The following is a 17,561-nucleotide window of genomic DNA, read 5'->3' as shown; positions in this document are numbered from 1 at the left end:
TGGTCTCAGGGTGTTGAGTCAGGCAGTGGAGCGTTTTTATTTCATCAAACTAGGTTATGGACTCAATCCGAATTAAAACCCCTACAAGATTAGCCCTGAAGGGGGTGAAGACTGTGCGATAGCCTCACCCCCTTCAGGGGGACGGGGGGTCATAACAAGGACCCTGGAATGGAGATTACCGACCCGCCCGCTTCATCAGCGCATCGCGCGACAGGGTAATCAGGTGACCGATGGGTTTGCCGGCCCGGTACGTGATCACGCGCAGGGTGATGGGGCCGTCGGGCAGTTCGACGGGCTGCGTGTATTTCGTCGAAAACTGATCGGGCATGGTATCGTCGGTGGTGTAGTAGATATCCAGATTTGGAATTTCACCCGCCATGTTCAGCATCAGTTTATCGCCGTTCATGCTGGTCTTGACGATTGCGTCGTAAACCGCTTTGGCATGGTTTACCTGCGCGACATCAGCCCGGTCGAAATGGGTTTCCATGCGCTGAACGAAGTTGGGCCAGTTTTTGGCTTCCTTGGGAGACCAGTACACTTCAGCCAGGGCCCAGCCGCGCGGGTACATCATGTACTCGGCATAGCGCAGGTTCGGAATCTGCTCGGTCCATAAATTGCCCTGACCACCCAGAATGAATTTAGGATCGATACCGTCGGGAACGGGCTCGTAATTGTAGCTCGTCTGCGCCCGAAGCGTCGCGTAGATCGGCGGGTCGACGGCATTATCGCCCTGATTGTAGTCGAGGTAGGCGAACGTGGTTGGCGTCATCACCACGTTGTGGCCCATGTGGGCGGCTTCGATACCACCCTTTACTCCCCGCCAGCTCATCACCGTTGCCGTCGGCGAAATGCCGCCTTCCAAAATCTCATCCCAACCCAGAAACTTCTTGCCTTTGCTCGCCAGAATTTTTTCGACCCGGCCCATGAAGTAGCCTTGCAGGTCTTCGACGTGGCGGATGTTGAGCTTTTTCATTAGCGCCTGACAGCCGGGGTCTTGCGCCCAGTAGCCTTTGTAGCACTCGTCGCCACCCGCATGGATGTACGGGTTGGGAAACAGGGCCGCGACTTCCGTGAATACCTTGTCCAGAAACTCGTACACCTTCTCATCCGACGGGTTGAGCGTATTCTCGACTTTCATTTTGAAGGTTCCGTTGCCGTACCAGTCGGCGAAGTTGGTGCCGGGGTTGACACTGACCGGTTGCTTCGTGCAGCTCAATTCGGGGTAAGCGGCAAGGGCGGCCATGCTATGCCCCGGAATATCGACTTCGGGGACAATCGTCACGTTACGGTCCTGCGCGTAGCGGATAATCTCGCGAACATCATCCTGCGTGTAAAAGCCACCGTAGGGCGTTGGTTCGCCGGGTTTCGGATCTTCCCGATCACCAAAGTGCCCCGACCGGGCGACGCGCCAGGCACCGACACTTGTCAGTTTCGGCAGTGACTTGATCTCGATACGCCAGCCGTTGTCGTCGGTCAGGTGCCAGTGCAACGTGTTGTATTTCAGCTTCGCGATCTGATCGATAAACGTTTTAACGTCTTCTTTCGGAAAAAAATGGCGGCTTACGTCGAGCATGATTCCCCGCCAGCCGAAGCGTGGGTAGTCGGTGATCAGTACGGCGGGCACCGTCCAGTTGGCGCTGGTTTTTGTCTTGCTGCCAATTTCTTTGGGCAACAGTTGGGTCAGCGTCTGCGCCCCGTAGAATAAACCAGCGGGTTTGTTGGCCGTAATATGAACCCCCTTGTCGGTAGCGTTCAGGGTGTAGCCTTCGTCGCCAAGTTTAGCATCGGGCGTAGCATTCAGCGTTAGCTGAATCGTACCCGACGTACCGGTTTTAGGCTGGATGGAAAAACCCGTGGGACCATTCAACTGCTTGGCCAGCAGGTCAGCAGCGGTTTTGCCGTCGGCCTGATTGTACTGAATACTGGCCGATCGGGTTAGCGTAAATAGACCTTTCTGTTGTTGCAGGCTAACCGGCTGCGGAATCAGGTGGACGGGTGTCTGCGCCCGGGCGATCGTTACGCCAAGCGCCAGCACCAGTAGGCGGGCAATGTGCATAGTAAAGAAAAGAGTATAGGTAGGATTGCCCCTCGGTGGCGGCACCGTATAGGCTAGTCAAAGGTAGCAGATTTGCGGCAACCTCGGCCCGTAGCAGCACGCCCAGTCCGGCCTCTCGACAAATTCCGCCCCGATCGGACACATTTTGCGGTTTCTGGTGTTAGCTGTCTAATACCAAGCCATCGTTTACAGACGAGTCAATGACTGAATTGCTGAAAAACCTTACCCCCCGGCAGATCGTTGCCGAACTTGATCAATATATCATCGGGCAGCACGACGCCAAGCGGAACGTAGCCATCGCCCTGCGGAACCGCTGGCGCCGGATGAACAGCGCGCCCGATATGCAGCGCGAAATCACGCCCAACAACATTCTGATGATCGGCGCAACGGGCGTCGGCAAGACCGAGATCGCCCGTCGGCTGGCCAAGATTGCCGATGCGCCATTCGTAAAAGTCGAAGCGTCGAAATTTACCGAAGTCGGCTATGTCGGTCGCGACGTGGAAAGCATGGTACGCGACCTGGTCGAACAGGCGGTCAACATGGTGCGGACGGCGAAAAAAGAAGAAGTGAAAGTGCGGGCGCAGCAGAATGTGGAAGACGCCATTCTCGACATTCTGATTCCGCCCGTCAAACCGGCTGCGCCAGCAACGACAGCCGTTGGCTTCGAACAGCACTCCTCCGCTTCATCGGACGCCGAACTAAATGAACGGACCCGTGAGCGGTTCCGGGAGAAAATCCGCTCCGGCGAAATGGACGATCGTAAAATCGACATCGATGTACAGCAGTCAGCGGCCCCCAACATTGGCATCATGGGTGGTGGTATGGATGACCTGTCGATGATGAATATTCAGGAGATGATCGGCAACATGATGCCGAAGAAAGGCAAGAAGCGGAAAGTGACCATCGCCGAAGCCCGCACGATTCTGCTGGAGGAAGAAGCCGCCAAGCTGATCGACATGGACGAGGTGAAGGAAGAAGCCATCCGCAAAGCCGAAGATGCCGGTATCATTTTCATCGATGAGATCGACAAGGTGGCGTCGGCCCGGTCGGGTAACGGCGGGGGTGGTCCTGACGTGAGCCGTGAAGGCGTACAACGCGACCTGCTCCCGATTGTCGAAGGCAGTGCGGTCAACACCAAGTACGGCATGATTCATACCGACCACATTCTGTTCGTTGCCGCCGGGGCGTTCCACGTTGCCAAACCCAGCGACCTGATCCCAGAATTGCAGGGGCGCTTCCCGATCCGGGTGGAGTTGCAAAGTCTGTCGGAAGACGATTTCTACCAGATTCTGAAGGAGCCGAAAAACGCGCTGACCAAGCAATACGAAGCCATGTTACAGGCAGAATCGGTCGCGCTAACGTTCAACGACGATGCCTTGCGGGAACTGGCCCGGATTGCGTTTGAGGTCAACAGCGAAGTCGAAAACATCGGTGCCCGCCGACTGCAAACCGTGCTGAGTCACTTAATGAACGACTTCATGTTCGACATTCCCGACGTGATCGGTGCCAATGCGCAGGTAGTCGTGACGAAAGAACTGGTCAACGAAAAGCTGAACGGACTCGTCAAAAACCGCGACCTGAGTCAGTTCATTCTGTAGAGACGCGATCCTTTGCGTCTCAGTACGCGGTAGCCATAGCCGTTTGGCGGCAAACACCGTCTGGCTGGCGGTATACCATCCGGGTGCTGAGACGCAACGGATTGCGTCTCTACAAAAAACGGTTCTGCTTTGACACAGCTTCGTTCTTTCGCTCAGCTTGCGGGCCGGGCGTTTACCAATCTGGCGGATAACGACCCCATTCGGATGGCGGCAGCGACGGCGTTTTTTAGTTTTTTCGCGCTGCCGCCAATCGTTATCATCCTGACCCAGCTTTATGGCCACGTCCTGACCGACGCGGATCGGCAGGTAAGTACGGAGCTGTTTCGCACCATGGCCGATCTGTTTGGCTGGCAAAGTGCCCGTCAGTTGCAGGATATTTCACAGCGGCTGCAACAGCCCCGGTCGAGCGGATGGCTAACGGCGCTTAGCATCGCCTTGTTGCTGCTGGCATCGACAACCTTGTTTACTATCGTCAAGAACTCGCTCAACCAGCTCTGGCGGGTGAAACACGCGGCTCATCGGCGCTGGTGGGCGTCGGCAGCGGATCGGGCGATAGCCTTTGGGATTATTCTGTTTTCGGGTCTGCTCGTGCTGGCGTCGCTGCTGGTTCAGCAAGTCCTGCTGCGCTTTCAGGTGCGTTTGCCCGATACGTTCGGGCCACCCAACTGGCTGATTGAAGTCGGTCGCTACGTACTATCGACGGCCCTGTCGACGCTTTGGCTGGGCGTTATTTTCAAGTACTTACCCGACATCAAGATTCGCTGGCAGGCCGTCTGGCGCGGAGCCCTCGTAACGGCGCTGCTCTTCGACATCGGTCAGCAAATTCTGGATCGGCTGCTGATCAAGAGTCCGGTGGGGGCGTTGTACGGCCGGTCGGGGGCTATCATCCTGATCCTACTATTTATCTTCTATTCGGCCCTGATCCTGTATTACGGTGCCAGTTTTACCCGTGAATACGCCAACTGGCTTCACCTTGATGCCGAACCGGCTAACGATGCCGTTGCCTACCAGATTCAGGAACTACCGGAGGAAGATAACATCACGGCAACGGCCGACCGTCCCGGCCCCTCAAAACAGCAGTTGCCGGACTAAACCGGTCACCTGTTCGATGGCGCGGTCGGTGTCGCTTCGCTTGCGGTCGGCGGGGTCGAAGCGATTGAAGGGCCGCAAATCCAGCACGAACGTTTCATCGATCTGATCGCCATCGACGGGCGTAAAGCGTTTGTAGCCCCCCACCACGACCGGCATGAGCCCATGCGCTTTCTTGAAGCGCGTCAGTACCGACATCAACAAATGCTCAACCAGCGCAGCCGATACGTCTTCAGCCGGAACAAACTGCACATACGCCAGATTCCGGTCGACCATCGTTTGCTCGTCGGGCCCAAAGTGGCCTTCACAGCTTGAGAAGGTTTGTACCAGTCCGGTTGCGTTCAGCGCGTCGACTAGTGGGCGGATGGTTGGTTCGATCGTGTCGGTTGTATGATTCATGCGTATAAAGTCGGCTCAGGACGTGTTGTCGTATTACGTGGTACGCTGGTTGTCGCGTAGGAAACGCATCACATCCAGCGGGTCTGACTGGCCGACGTACTGGTCGGCAAAGTTAAACTCCAGCCAAATTGCTTCGGTCTGCTTCCGCCGGAATAACTCGCTTTCCCTTGTAACACAGGCGATTCGGCCCCTTGCGTATCGATTTTCAGGCAATCAGTCTGGTCAATCTGATGCGTTCGGCAAACCTAACTGAGCGTACCGACCTGTCCCTGTTCAACAGATACGACTTCTTCCTGCGCAAAAATGTTATTCAACCGATCCAGATTCATCGGCAGTAGTGAACTCAACTCGGAGTGCTGAACGTCGCCGAAGCCGATTCAAATACGGGATTGGTCGGGCACTTGTAGCACGACTGCAACAGCCGAATCGTTTGGCCCCGGCTGGCACCAATGCCGAAGCAGAGCGGGCTATCGGTGTCGAACCGCAGGCTAAAGTCACGCGGCAGCTCATACCCGGTCAGTAGTCCTGAGATTGGTCGGCCGACAAAAAAACCGAGCCAGTTGAGAACAGCGCAAATCAACCGATTCATGCTCTAATCACTAGTATGGATATGGGGCACTAAAGTCCGACGGAAACCGCATCGCCACAACTTATGACAGCACCTTTATCGTTGGCGGGTAGCGAGGTAGCCAACCGCCAGTAGCGCCAGCCCGGCAGCCACACCGAACGACACGTACATGCCCTGCGCCACACCGAAGCGGTTGAGTAACCAGCCCGACACCACAGCTCCAATGCCGATTCCCGCTTCCAGCGCGATGTACATGGTCGCCATCGCCCGGCCACGGGTCGCTTCATCGCTCAGATCGGCCGTCCAGGCGGTAATTGTCGGCGAATTCATCCCCCACGACATACCAAACAACACCGCTGCCGTCCAGAACAAGAGCGTCGAATGCGTAAACATCAGGGTTGCCATAGCCATAACCAGTACCGAGGTAGAGACGAGCAGTACCGGCACCCGCCCGTGCCGGTCCGACGACCGGCTGAAGATGAGCCGTACCGCCAGTGACGCCAGCGTGTACACGCTGAAGAATAGCCCCTTGTTAGTAATGCCCAGCGAACTACTTAGTCCCGACACGACAGTCAGCACCACACCCGATGAAAACGACTGAAGCAGTAATACGACAAACGGTGGAATCGCCTGCCTGTCGAAGATTTCCTCTTTACGCAGCCGGAGCAGCCGAAACCGGAACGGCTGCGTGTTAACCAGCGTCTCCGGCATCTGAATCAGAATCAGAATCGACAGCAGGGCAAAAGCCGACGAGGTCCAGAACATAACGTTCATCGAAAACGATTCGGCCAGCCAGCTGCCGATGGCCGGCCCCAGCGACATGCCCATCGCCGTAAACAAGCCCAGCATGCCCATTGCTTCGCCCCGCCGGTTGGCCGGTACAATGTCGGCTACGTAGGCCGAAGTCGCCGTGGGTTTGGTACCCGTTGAAAAGCCGTGCACCAGTCGCAACGTGAGAAAGCCGCCGACCGTGAGTAGATATGGGTACAGAAAGCCGCAGAGGAAGCAAACGATCGACCCAAAGGCCATGACCGGCACCCGGCCCACCGTATCCGTGATCTTGCCACTGAACGGACGCGACACCCCTGCCGTCAGGGTAAAGAGCGCGATAATCAGCCCTATGTACTCCCGCCCGCCCAGTCGGGTCAGATAGTCGGGCAGTTCGGGAATCATCATCTGAAAACTGGCCGTAAACAGGAAGTTGCTGGCACACAGCAACCAGAAGGAGAGCGTATACAGAGCCGATTGGCCGAAGGGGTGGCGGATGAGCAGCGTTTTCAGTGGAGCGTCGGGGATGATTCGTTGACAAAGATAAGGGGCTGACGGAGTCGACGGGGCGAAATGTGCCCCATTGAGAAGCGGATTCTTTCACGGATTCGCGCGTTCACCTATTTGCTCTTTCGTACCTTTGCCGTCGCTTACTTACTTCTCAGTTATGTCGCGCAATGTTAAGATTGGCCTGTTTCTGACGGTCTCTATCCTGTTTACCACCTTTACCTTTTACTTCTGGCAGATTATTAAAACGCCGAATCTGCAAGCCAAGGAAGGCGACAAAACCTTTGCTCTGTTAATTCCCAGTGGCTCGACGTTCGAGTCGGTCATGGACACGCTTAAGGCGCACGACGTCGTCGACGATGAGGTGTCGTTTCGCTTTCTGGCCAAGCTGATGAAGTATCCCGAACACGTCAAGGTAGGCCGCTACGAAATTCAACCCCGCATGGGCAACCGCGAGGCCCTGGTCAAACTGCGCAACGGGAGTCAGGACCCGCTGCCGGTCACATTCAACAACATTCGGCTCAAAAGCGATTTGATTCAGCGGCTGGGCAGCAAGTTCGAGTTTGGTCCCGAGGCCCTCGGCAAGCGACTCAACGACCCGGCCGTCTGCGAAAAATTCGGGTTCGATACCACAACCATCGTTTGCTTGTTCCTACCCAACACCTACGAATTTTTCTGGACCATCAAGCCCGACGCGTTTCTGGAGCGCATGGGCTCCGAATACAAGAAATTCTGGACACCCGAACGGAAGGCAAAAGCGGAAGCACTGGGCATGACGCAAACGCAGGTGCAGGTACTGGCGTCGATTGTGAAAGCGGAAACCAATAAGGTCGACGAGCAGCCCCGCGTAGCGGGCGTGTACCTGAATCGGCTGAAGCGGGGCATCAAACTCGAAGCCGACCCAACCGTGATCTTTGCCCTGCGTGACTTTGGTATCCGGCGACTGCTCAACAAACAACTTTCGGTTGATTCGCCATACAACACGTACCGCTACGCCGGTCTGCCACCGGGTCCGATCAACCTGCCCCCGCCGGCCACCATCGATGCGGTACTGAACGCCGAGAAGCACGACTACCTGTACTTCGTTGTCGACGCCCGCTTCAACGGCTACCACACGTTCTCCAAAACCCTGTCGGAGCACATCGCCAACGCCCGTCTTTACCAGCAGGCGCTGACGAAAATGCGCATCATGAAGTAAGCCCATGCTGACACACGACGTTACGGGTATCCGCGTCCGCTACTACGATACCGATCAGATGGGGATCGTGTACTACGGCAACTACGCCCGTTTTTACGAAATCGGCCGGGTCGAGCTAATGCGGCATATCGGCATGGACTATAAAGACCTCGAAGCCGACGGCATCGGCATGCCTGTCTACGACATGTCGACCCGCTTCATCCGCCCCGCCCGCTACGATGATCTGCTGACGATCCGGGTAACGGTAGCGCAGATGCCGACCACCCGCATGGTGTTTCAGTACGAGGTATTCAATCAGCACGGCGATCTGCTCAACACGGGCAGCACAACGCTGGTTTTCGTTCGGTCGGCAACGGGTCGCCCCTGCCCTGTACCGCCTGAACTGGCCGTTTTAGCCAAACCTTTTTTCGGCGCGTAGGTTGCTTTGGTAGGTTTGCAGCGCCCGGTCTACAGGTTAATCGTGCCTTTCGGACACCACGGACCGTGCACTGAATACAGTAAACGGAACCCCACAAACGACCATTCATGTTTGATAAGCTATTGGCGTTAAAGCCCATGCGCGGTATTCGTGCATGGCTGTATAACCATCATCCGTTCGGGTCGCGTATCACCTGGTACTCCTTTCTCACGCGACTCGGAAACAAGGTTATCGAGAATGACACGAGTGAGCGGGCAGCCTCGGTTTCCTACAGCCTGATTCTGGCCGTCTTTCCCACCGTTATTTTCCTGTTCACACTTATCCCGTTCATCCCTATCCCTCACTTCGACGACCGGATTATGAGTTTTCTGGGCGAGGTGTTGCCCGGTGATACGTTCAGCACGGTGGGCACCACCATCCGGGACATTGTCAGTCGGCCACGCGGCAACGTGCTGTCCTTTGGCTTTTTACTCGCCCTCTACTCGGCTACAAGCGGACTGGTAGCGCTCATGAACGCCTTTAATTCTTCACACGGCGACGACAGTCGCGGCTTCCTGCGCATGCGACTGGTCGCGGTCGGGCTAACATTCGCGCTGGCGTTTGCCCTGTTCCTGGCGATTCTAACGTTGATCGTCGGCGGCATCGTCAGCGACTACCTGCTCCGGTTCAACGTGTTTAACAATGACCTGACGGTTTATTTGCTTTCTGTGGGCCGTTACCTGATCGTTTTTGCGGTCTTTGTCATGACGATATCGGTCATTTACCGGTTTGGCCCCGACAAGTATCTGCGGTGGTCGTTTATCACGCCGGGCAGCGTGGCCGCATCGGTGCTGATCGTGTTGACGACACTGGGCTTTTCGTACTACGTGTCCAACTTCGGCTCATACAACAAAGTGTATGGCTCGATTGGTACGCTGATCGCCCTGATGATCTGGATCAATCTGATTGCCTTGTTGCTGATTTTGGGCTTTGAGACGAACGCAATCCTCTACGGCGAGAAAGGCGAACGCAAAACCGCAGACTGACTAAAAACAACAAACACCACCTCCAAGTAACCGAAGTGGTGTTTGCAACCCTAACCCATAAATGTAAGTACCTTGTAGCGGACAGTGCCGGCTACAGTCGAAAAAGAGACCAAAACCGTGCCAACTATTTGTGCAACGGCTCTTCTTTACACCTTTTTATTGCTTCTTTCTGCCCTAACAGCCTGGTCCGCTACCCTGCTTCTTAGTAGCCGGTCCCCTTCTATCCGTACGTCACCGGCTGCTGATTAGTCTGGCTGGCAGTCCGTTCTTTCCGTTTACTCAAAACCACGCCAGAAACCTGCCCGGTCCTGGGTATGTTTGCTTATCAGCAGCTCAGGTACCCTGTTTCGCTGCTGACTAGTGGTTTTATTCGGTAGTAAACAACCCCATTCCAGTATGGCTTCTGTAACGGTTCAGACGACAAATCTGCCGATGAGCTCTTTTCTGAATAGTCTCAAACCCTGGGTAAGTATCGTTTGTACCTGTTATAATCACGAAGCATTCGTCGAGGAAGCGTTGCAATCCGTTGTGGAACAAGACTATCCCAATGTCGAACTGATCGTGATTGATAACGGCAGCACCGATCAATCGGCCGATCGGATTGCCCGGTTCGTAGCCAAACACCCAGCGGTGCGCTTTGTCAAAAACCCAACCAACATCGGGTTGAACCGCGCGTTCAATCAGGGGTTTGCCCTGACCACGGGCCGTTATATCATCGATCTTGCGGCCGACGACGTCCTGCTCGCCGACCGAATCCGCCGACAGGTCGATCTGTTCGAGCGACTGCCTACTCACTATGCCGTCGTGTTCTCCAACGCGGCTTTCATCGATTCAGCCGGGCAACGACTGGGTACCCACTACCCCATCGACAGCAATGGACGATCGAAAGTACGGGTGCCGTCGGGCGACGTGTTCAGCGATATTCTCGACCGCTATTTCGTTTGTACCCCTACCATGATGATGCGCCGGGAGATCCTCGATGAACTGGGTGGCTACGACGAGTCGCTGGCGTTTGAAGATTTTGACTTCTGGGTTCGCTCATCCCGCTCGTACCACTACGCGTACCTGGACGACGTTCTGACGTACAAACGGCGGTTACCCAACTCCATGTCGACCCAGGTTACGCACCGGCATAATGAGTTACTGGCGTCTTCGCTGATCGTTTGTCAGCGCGCTTACGATGTTTGTCATTCTGCCGATGAACAGCACATTCTGGCCCGGCGAGTTGGGCGGTTTGTCCGGAAAGCCTTTTACGCCGAACAGTTCGATCTCGCTCTTCGCTTCGGCCATCTGCTAAGCCGGATTCAACCGGTTGGTCCATCGACGCGGCTTTTTCTGGGTATGAGCTACCTGCACCTGCCCGTCAATGGCGTGTACAGGCGCTTCCAGCAGTGGCAACAGGCACGACAGCTGAAACCGGCCGGGGCCGTACCGCGTTAATAGCGGATACGAACCGACCCTGAACAGCGGTTCGGCCATTCTGAATCCGCTTTGCCATGGCTGCTGAATTCCTGAAGTTATATGCTGACAATCCTGACCCGCGCCGAATCGATTATATCGTAGCGGCTTTACGCCGGGGCGCTGTCATCATCTACCCAACCGATACGATCTACGGTATGGGCTGCGACATCCACAACGCCCGAGCCGTCGAGCGGGTGGCGCGGATTAAAGGCGTTAAGCCGACCAAAAACGATTTTTCGTTTATCTGTTACGACCTCAGCCACATCGCCGATTACGCGCGTGTCAGTAACTCCGCCTTCAAACTGATGAAGCGTGTGTTGCCGGGGCCGTATACGTTTTTGCTGGAAGCAAGCGGTAACGTACCGAAACTGCTGAACACCAACAAAAAGACGGTCGGGATTCGGGTGCCCGCCAACGAGGTGCCCCGGCAGATCGTTCACGAATTAGGTAACCCAATCATTACTACCTCGATTCGGGACGAAGACGAAGTAATCGAGTACTCCACTGATCCGGAACTGATTTTTGAAAAATTTCAGCATCAGGTCGACATTGTGATCGACGGGGGGTACGGCGGCAACATACCATCGACCATCGTTGATGCTACGGACGACGACTTCACGGTGATCCGACAGGGGCTGGGCGAGCTAGTGCTTTGAAAACCCGCCCCTTCCTCCTATACTTGTAGGAAAATCGATCCGAAATCTCTCTATGCGCTTACCGCTAGCTGCTCTATCATTGCTGCTGCTGGGACATCTTTCCATCAGTTGTACCTCAACGGAATCCAAAGAAAAAACATCGGCCACTACCGGCGACTCGACGAAAACCGACGAAAAGGATACCACAGCCGCCCGGCCAACTACCCGTCCTGCCGGATCGGTCAGCACCGGCGACTCAACGCTCGACTCCCTCACGTACGCGCCCACCGAAGCCATTCTGCCCAAAAAGCGGATTTTCGCGTACTACGGTAATCCGCATTCCAAAAAAATGGGGATTCTGGGTAAATATCCCAAAGAAGAAATGTTGCAACGGCTGGACCAGGAAATCAAAAACTGGCAGAAAGCCGATCCCGCCACCCCGATTCAGCCCGCGCTTCACCTGGTCGCCATCTCGGCGCAGGGTGCCCCCGGCAAAGACGGTGGCTACCGCCTGCGGATGTCCGACAAGACAATCAAGAAGGTCATCAAGTGGGGGAATGAGCATAACGCCATTGTTTTTCTCGACATTCAGCGCGGTCATGCTCCTCTGGGCCCCGAAATGAAGTATCTGGAGAAATACCTGAAGCTGCCGTTCGTTCACCTGGGTATCGATCCGGAGTTTTCGATGGTAACGGGTGCTCGTCCGGGTACCAAGATTGGCTCCTACGACGCAGCCGACGTCAACCAGGCTGTCAACTTCCTGAGCAACGTAGTAAAGGAAAACAACCTGCCGCCTAAAGTGCTGGTTGTACACCGCTTCACGCAGGGAATGATCAAGAACTACAAAAATATCAAGCTGAACCCGAACGTACAGATCGTTATGGATATGGATGGCTGGGGACCGCCGGTACTGAAGAAAGATTCGTACCACGACTACATCCAGAAGGAGCCGGTTCAGTATACAGGATTCAAGCTGTTTTACGACAACGATTTCCGCAAGCCCGGTTCGCGCATCATGACGCCGGCCGAAGTTCTGGCGCTCGATCCGAAACCGATGTACATTCAGTACCAGTAAGCACGGACTCATCCGTACACGAAAAAAGGTCGCTCATCCGGGCGACCTTTTTTCGTGCAAAAACGCTGCTGTCTACCTAACCCGTGTCCAGGTTTTTGTCCGGCCCAGCAGACTTATACCCATGACGTAGCCGTGAATATCAAGCGAATTAGGATCGCGCAGTGTCAGATCACAGCTGTACGTCTTGCCATCCTCCGGGTTATATACCTGCCCACCGGTCCAGGTATTATCACCTTTGTAGACCAGGTCAGACATCATAATCATGTTCATCAACGGGCGATTGCGTAATGAAACATCCGGATTCTGCATATCTGTTTTGGGCCGCTTCGTAACCGGATCATTTGGTTCGAGCATCCACACCAGCCGACCATAGTATTTGTCACCCTGTCTAAAAATCTGTACCTGATTTCGTTTCTTGCTACTTAACCACCGCCCCACAACAGCGTCGGGGTCGTCGGCGGCTGGAGTCAGGGCCGTAAGCAGAAGGCAGCCAAGTAGCGCAGGAATCAACAGGAAACGGGTCATGTACGAAATAAAAAATCGTGGTTTAGTCTCGTTGTTCATTAGTCAGGTATAAACGACGCAAGGGGGCCGTATGGTTTGCAAATCGCGCTACTTTGATCGTGCAACCCGGCATTTGTCAAGTCAGGCGACAAAAAAAGAGCGGCTCTCCCGTAAGGAAAGCCGCTCTTTCTTGTTGTATCAGGTCGGTGAAGAACTACGCCTGCCGGTTTTCAACCAGCGTTTTGAAGTCGTCAACGGTTATGTCCTGCGACGCAATCGTCATCTGCTCCTTAGCGTAGCCGACCACTTTATCGTCGAACACCCGGTTGAACGTGCTCGTGTAGTTCTGCCCGTTGTTTTTCTCGTCGGTCAGGTAGTTGCGAGCGATCCGGTCGATGGTCTGGTTCATTTCTTCGTTTTCGCCACCGGCAAATCCGAACTGCTCCCGCACCATCTGACGCGTCGCTTCCAGTACTTCTTCCTGATCGACTTTGATGTCAGCCTTGTCAGCAATCTTGTTTTTGATGAGTTGCAGCTTCACTGACTTGGTGAAATCGCCGTACTGCTCATCGATCTGCTCCGGCGTAAACTTGCCTTCGTTGACTTCCAGCAGCCAGTTTTTCAGGAACTCGTCGGGAAGCAGGATCGGTGTTGCGTCGAGGAGCGTTTTTTCGATGTCCAGGCGCAGCAGTTGCTCCGATTCCCGGTTGTAGTTGCTCTTGATGATCTCACCAACTTTCGCCCGGAATTCGGTTTCATCCGAAACGGCACCGGCACCCAGTACTTTGTCGAAGAACGCCTGGTTCAGTTCAGCTGGCTCATGACGGGTGATGTCATCGATAGCAAACGTAAACTCACCGGTCAGGTTGGCCGCTTCGTCTTTCGGCGCACCCGTAGCCGTAGCCCGTGCTTTCTCGTCGGGGAACGCCTGCTCCAGGTTGAACGTGATTACGTCGTCTTTCTTTTTACCGACGAATTGTCCTTTTGCTTCTTCCGCCATCTGATTCAGCGGGAACGCCGTTTTAGCGGTAAAGGCTTCGCCACCGTCCGGCGCGTTCACTTGCTTCAGCTCACCGTAGATGGTATCGCCCTCGCCAACCTCTTCGGCATGCGCATGCTCGTGAAAACGCTTTTGCAGGTCAGCAATCGTGCTGTCTACTTCGGCGTCGCCCGCCTGAATATCATATTGATTAACGGCTGGCAGATCAGCGAAGTCGATGTCGAACTCCGACGCCAGACCCAGCGTGTAGCTGAACGCAAAATCGGTTTGGCTGTCCCAATCGACGGCATCGGCCTGTTCGCGGTTCGGCACCGGATCACCAACAACCTGTAATTTATTTTCCCGGATGTAGTTACTGACGGTTTTGCTCAGCATCGAGTTGATTTCTTCAACCAGAATGCTCTTACCGTACATCTTTTGCACCAGCGACGCCGGTACATGACCCGGCCGGAAACCTTTCAGCGCAACCGTTTTGCTGTACTGCTTCAGTTTTTTATCAACTTCAGGCTTGTAGTCGGCCGGAGTAAGGGTAATGTTCAGCGAGGCATTTGTCTCACTGGCTTTGTCCAGGGTAATCTCCACGTTTGTGTCGGTTTAAAATGATTGAATGACTGATTGACAGAGTGATTGAATAGCTACTGAGAGCCGAACATTCAATCAATCAATCCTTCAGTCATTCAAGTATTTGTACGGGCGGAGGGACTCGAACCCCCATGCCTTGCGGCACCAGATCCTAAGTCTGGCACGTCTACCAATTTCGCCACGCCCGCTGGTAGAGGAGTCGTTGAGCTAGCTCATTAACTCATGTTTGAGGGTGCAAAAGTAACCAAGGTTTTCTACTTACCAAAAAAAATTTCGACTCTTTATATTTTTTGGTCAACGCCACTCATTTTCCCGTTAATTAATTGTTATCTTGGAAGAGCGAGTACAACCACCGGGCCTGTCTTACCCGAAAAATGCAACCTACGATGATGGATACGACCGAACGGCGTCCGGCCCCCACTGCTGAGCCCGTGATTGATCTGGAACTGGAACGACAGGAAATTTTAAAGCGCTATCGTCGGTTACTGCGGGCCGCCAAACCCATGCTCAAAGGCGACGACGCCAAGCTCATCAAGAAAGCGTTTAATACGTCAGCCGAAGCGCATAAGAACATGCGTCGACGGTCAGGGGAGCCGTATATCTACCATCCGATTGCGGTAGCGCAGATTGCCGTCGAGGAGATTGGACTAGGTCCGACCAGCATCGTGGCGGCCCTGCTGCACGACGTAGTGGAAGATACCGAAACAACCATTGCCGACATCGACCGGGTTTTCGGCCCCAAAGTCGCCCGCATCATCGACGGATTGACCAAGATTTCGGGTTACTTCGAGTACGGTACCTCGCAGCAGGCGGAGAATTTCCGAAAAATGCTCCTGACGCTTTCCGACGATGTCCGGGTTATTCTGATCAAACTTGCGGACCGGCTTCACAACATGCGGACGCTGGACTCGATGCCCCGCGATAAGCAATTGAAGATCGCGTCGGAAACGATTTACATCTACGCCCCCCTCGCCCACCGGTTAGGCTTGTACGCTATCAAATCGGAGCTGGAAGATTTGTATCTGAAACACGTCGAGCCGGAAGCGTACAAAGACATCGCCAAGAAACTACGCGAGACCAAGCTGGCCCGCGACCGGTTTATCAGCCGCTTCATCGAACCGATTGACCGCGACCTTACGGAAACAGGTATCAAGTACGTCATAAAAGGACGACCCAAATCGATCTACTCCATCTGGAACAAGCTGGATAAGTCGAAGAAGCCGTTCGAGGAAATTTACGATCTGTTTGCCGTTCGCGTTATCCTCGACGTACCGGCCGATCAGGAGAAAGCAGCCTGCTGGCGGGCTTATTCGATTGTCACCGATCATTATAAGCCGAATCCCGACCGACTGAAAGACTGGATCAGTACGCCACGTACCAACGGCTATGAGTCGCTGCACACGACGGTGATGAGCAAGTCAGGGCAGTGGGTAGAGGTGCAGATCCGCACGGAGCGGATGAACGAGATTGCCGAAAAAGGGTACGCGGCCCACTGGAAATACAAAGGCAACGACACACAAACCGGCGCGGGGATCGAAACCTGGATCAGTCAGGTTCGCGATATGATCGAGTCGGCGGGGAGCGGGGATAAGAAAGCGGCTATCGAATTTGTCGACGACTTCCGCTCGAACCTGTACAGCGAGGAGGTTTTTGTGTTTACGCCGAAAGGCGATCTGAAAGTGCTGCAACGGGGGGCAACGGCGCTCGACTTCGCGTTCGACATTCACACGCAGGTTGGCGCGCATTGCATGGCCGCCAAAGTCAACAATACGCTAGTACCGCTGAGTTACGTGTTGCAAAACGGCGATCAGGTGGAGGTCATCACCTCGAACCGGCAGAAGCCCAGCGAAGACTGGCTGCGCTTCGTGGTGACGTCGAAAGCCAAAACCAAGATCAAAGACCTCATAAAAGAGGAGAACAAGCGCTACGTTACCGACGGTCGCGATCTGGTTCAGAAGAAACTAAAGGTGCTGCGTTTGGAGATGACCAACGAAGTCATCAATCAGATGCGGGCTTATTTCGGCTCGAAAACCACCGACGATTTTTTCTACCGCGTCGGCAAGGGACACATCGATCCGCAGGAAATCCGGAAGTTCAAGGCCGACAAGGAGGCCCGCGAGAACCGCGCAAACAAGATCAACACCGATGCCATTCAGGACGGCAAATCGTTCACTAAAGAACTAAAGCGGATTCACGGCGAACGAGCCGACGCGGATATGCTGCTGATCGGCGAAGACATGGACCGTATCGATTACACGCTGTCAAAATGCTGCAACCCCATTTCGGGCGACGACGTGTTTGGCTTCGTGACGATCAATGACGGCATCAAGATTCACCGCGTTACCTGCCCCAATGCGGTTGAGTTGATGTCGAACCACGGGAACCGGATTATCAAGGCGAAGTGGACGAGTCAGAAAGAACTGGCCTTCCTGGCCGGGCTGCGCATCACCGGTACTGACCGGGTAGGCCTGATCAACGACGTAACGCGGGTCATCAGCAACGAGCTGCACATCAATATGCGGTCAGTAGCGATCGACTCGAAAGACGGGATCTTCGAAGGTAACATCCGGTTGTACGTTCACGATACGGAACACCTGGAAACGCTGATGCGCAAACTCGAACGGGTGCAGGGCGTCTATGAAGTCATCCGGTTCGACTCATAACCGTATTCGATTTAC

General features: G+C 54.7%; 15 protein-coding genes and 1 tRNA gene. 9 read left to right on the top strand and 7 right to left on the bottom strand.

Features of this window, described 5'->3' with window-relative positions:
* Nucleotides 1–175: 175 nt before the first annotated feature.
* Nucleotides 176–2,056, bottom strand: a complete 1,881-nt coding sequence (locus CLV58_RS13980) for a beta-N-acetylhexosaminidase (RefSeq protein ID WP_106138441.1) — start codon at nucleotides 2,054–2,056, stop codon at nucleotides 176–178.
* A gap of 200 nt (nucleotides 2,057–2,256) precedes the next feature.
* On the opposite strand from CLV58_RS13980, the gene hslU reads away from it, so the two are divergent.
* Together hslU and CLV58_RS13970 are read left to right on the top strand one after the other, a co-directional pair.
* Nucleotides 2,257–3,654 (top strand): ATP-dependent protease ATPase subunit HslU, encoded by a 1,398-nt coding sequence (hslU, locus tag CLV58_RS13975; protein ID WP_106138440.1) that lies wholly within the window; start codon nucleotides 2,257–2,259, stop codon nucleotides 3,652–3,654.
* Between the two features lie 129 nt (nucleotides 3,655–3,783).
* Nucleotides 3,784–4,746 (top strand): YihY/virulence factor BrkB family protein, encoded by a 963-nt coding sequence (locus CLV58_RS13970; protein ID WP_245882321.1) that lies wholly within the window; start codon nucleotides 3,784–3,786, stop codon nucleotides 4,744–4,746.
* Here CLV58_RS13970 and CLV58_RS13965 read toward each other — a convergent pair.
* The 3 genes from CLV58_RS13965 to CLV58_RS13955 form a co-directional block, all read right to left on the bottom strand.
* A complete protein-coding gene (locus tag CLV58_RS13965) occupies nucleotides 4,723–5,142 on the bottom strand; it encodes a hypothetical protein (protein WP_106138439.1) in 420 nt (139 codons plus the stop codon). The two genes, CLV58_RS13970 and CLV58_RS13965, sit on opposite strands and share 24 nt — an antisense overlap.
* Before the next feature lie 343 nt (nucleotides 5,143–5,485).
* Nucleotides 5,486–5,731, bottom strand: a complete 246-nt coding sequence (locus CLV58_RS13960) for a hypothetical protein (protein ID WP_106138438.1) — start codon at nucleotides 5,729–5,731, stop codon at nucleotides 5,486–5,488.
* Nucleotides 5,732–5,806: 75 nt separating this feature from the next.
* Entirely contained in the window at nucleotides 5,807–6,928 is a 1,122-nt protein-coding gene (locus CLV58_RS13955) for an MFS transporter (RefSeq protein ID WP_245882320.1), read from the bottom strand.
* A 217-nt stretch (nucleotides 6,929–7,145) separates the two neighbouring features.
* Between CLV58_RS13955 and mltG the strand changes: the two genes are divergently transcribed.
* From mltG to CLV58_RS13925, 6 genes are all read left to right on the top strand, one after another.
* Nucleotides 7,146–8,183 (top strand): endolytic transglycosylase MltG, encoded by a 1,038-nt coding sequence (gene mltG / locus CLV58_RS13950; protein ID WP_106138436.1) that lies wholly within the window; start codon nucleotides 7,146–7,148, stop codon nucleotides 8,181–8,183.
* Nucleotides 8,184–8,187: 4 nt separating this feature from the next.
* A complete protein-coding gene (locus tag CLV58_RS13945) occupies nucleotides 8,188–8,601 on the top strand; it encodes an acyl-CoA thioesterase (RefSeq protein WP_106138435.1) in 414 nt (137 codons plus the stop codon).
* A 107-nt stretch (nucleotides 8,602–8,708) separates the two neighbouring features.
* Nucleotides 8,709–9,626, top strand: coding sequence for a YihY/virulence factor BrkB family protein (locus CLV58_RS13940; protein WP_106138434.1), 918 nt, complete (start codon nucleotides 8,709–8,711; stop codon nucleotides 9,624–9,626).
* 396 nt (nucleotides 9,627–10,022) lie between these two features.
* On the top strand, nucleotides 10,023–11,066 hold the full coding sequence (locus tag CLV58_RS13935) for a glycosyltransferase (RefSeq protein WP_245882319.1): 1,044 nt from the start codon (nucleotides 10,023–10,025) through the stop codon (nucleotides 11,064–11,066).
* A 56-nt stretch (nucleotides 11,067–11,122) separates the two neighbouring features.
* Entirely contained in the window at nucleotides 11,123–11,743 is a 621-nt protein-coding gene (locus CLV58_RS13930) for an L-threonylcarbamoyladenylate synthase (RefSeq protein ID WP_106138433.1), read from the top strand.
* Nucleotides 11,744–11,795: 52 nt separating this feature from the next.
* Nucleotides 11,796–12,797 (top strand): hypothetical protein, encoded by a 1,002-nt coding sequence (locus CLV58_RS13925; RefSeq protein ID WP_106138432.1) that lies wholly within the window; start codon nucleotides 11,796–11,798, stop codon nucleotides 12,795–12,797.
* Nucleotides 12,798–12,869: 72 nt separating this feature from the next.
* Here CLV58_RS13925 and CLV58_RS13920 read toward each other — a convergent pair whose 3' ends face one another.
* The 3 genes from CLV58_RS13920 to CLV58_RS13910 all read right to left on the bottom strand — a co-directional run bounded on the left by CLV58_RS13920 (nucleotide 12,870) and on the right by CLV58_RS13910 (nucleotide 15,071).
* Entirely contained in the window at nucleotides 12,870–13,361 is a 492-nt protein-coding gene (locus CLV58_RS13920; protein ID WP_245882318.1) for a DUF2147 domain-containing protein, read from the bottom strand.
* A gap of 154 nt (nucleotides 13,362–13,515) precedes the next feature.
* Entirely contained in the window at nucleotides 13,516–14,883 is a 1,368-nt protein-coding gene (gene tig / locus CLV58_RS13915; RefSeq protein ID WP_106138431.1) for a trigger factor, read from the bottom strand.
* 106 nt (nucleotides 14,884–14,989) lie between these two features.
* Nucleotides 14,990–15,071: transfer RNA gene (locus tag CLV58_RS13910), tRNA-Leu, on the bottom strand.
* Between the two features lie 186 nt (nucleotides 15,072–15,257).
* Here CLV58_RS13910 and CLV58_RS13905 point away from each other — a divergent pair.
* The gene (locus CLV58_RS13905) at nucleotides 15,258–17,546 is read left to right on the top strand and encodes a RelA/SpoT family protein (protein WP_425443521.1); all 2,289 of its coding nucleotides are present in this window, start codon (nucleotides 15,258–15,260) and stop codon (nucleotides 17,544–17,546) included.
* The last annotated feature ends 15 nt before the right edge of the window (nucleotides 17,547–17,561 follow it).

The sequence above is a fragment of the Spirosoma oryzae genome (assembly GCF_003002825.1).
Taxonomy (GTDB): Bacteria; Bacteroidota; Bacteroidia; order Cytophagales; family Spirosomataceae; genus Spirosoma; species Spirosoma oryzae.
This window is presented reverse-complemented; position numbering and strand designations above follow the sequence as displayed.